At 34.8% G+C, this 785-nt stretch carries 1 protein-coding gene and 1 pseudogene; both read left to right on the top strand.

What is annotated here, in order from left to right; all coding sequences use genetic code 11:
* Window positions 1–17: 17 nt before the first annotated feature.
* Window positions 18–338: pseudogene (locus tag SORDD16_RS10555) on the top strand (IS30 family transposase); the annotation flags it as partial.
* Window positions 339–447: 109 nt separating this feature from the next.
* Window positions 448–732: a DUF3270 domain-containing protein gene (locus SORDD16_RS03860; RefSeq protein ID WP_061452446.1), complete on the top strand. Its 285-nt coding sequence runs from the start codon at window positions 448–450 to the stop codon at window positions 730–732.
* Window positions 733–785 lie beyond the last annotated feature (53 nt).

The raw sequence follows: 785 nt of genomic DNA, 5'->3' as shown, positions 1-785 counted from the left end.
ATTCCATTCATCAATGATTGCCACAAGTCCCAAGCCATCTCCTTAAGTCGATCACATTTGATTGCGGGCAAGAATTTTCTAATTAGAAATCTATTTCGAATGCACACGACATTGATATTTTCTTTGCGGATCCAGCATGTCCTGGTCAACGAGGTCTCAATGAACATTCTAATGGCTTATTAAGACGAAACGGACTACCGAAACAAATGGATTTTACTAATATTTCTCAAAATTATTTATCAGCTATAGCTGATAAAAGAAATAGAATCCCTAGGAAGTCTCTGAATTATCAAACACCATACCAAGTTTTTATGAGTTACATGAAAAGTCTAACTTAATTTGACAATTTAGGAAATGAAAAGGGATTTTATTCTTTTTGTAATCTTTCTGTAATAATTCTCTGCATAAAAAATGGTAGAATGGTTATGTATTGTGAAGGAGAGAATCATGCCCGCAAGAAAATTAGAAGCTTATGAGTTTGAACAAGCTCCCGAATCGAATCAAACTCCGCTTTACCAAGATTATACACCTGAAGCCTCAGTCGGCTCTAACTTAAAAGAGATGTTATTTTTCATTAATATCGCTTGTTTCTGTGTTTTTATGGCAATCTTTAGTTTTGTCTTTTTAGCCCTAAAAATAAATACTGCCCTATCATTTATTGCTGCCATGGGGGTGAGCTTTACTCTCTTACAATTCCAACGAAGGATCATTAAGCAAAAGATTTCAAAATAAAGGTTTGTACTACTACTGAACCGCACCCCAAAAGTTAGACAGAAAAAATCGGC

The organism is Streptococcus oralis (assembly GCF_001578945.1).
Lineage (GTDB): Bacteria > Bacillota > Bacilli > Lactobacillales > Streptococcaceae > Streptococcus > Streptococcus oralis_Q.
This window is presented reverse-complemented; position numbering and strand designations above follow the sequence as displayed.

Excerpts from the sequence above, each read along its gene's own strand:
- SORDD16_RS03860 (WP_061452446.1), top strand. The coding sequence starts at position 448 with ATGCCCGCAAGAAAATTAGAAGCTTATGAGTTTGAACAAGCTCCCGAA.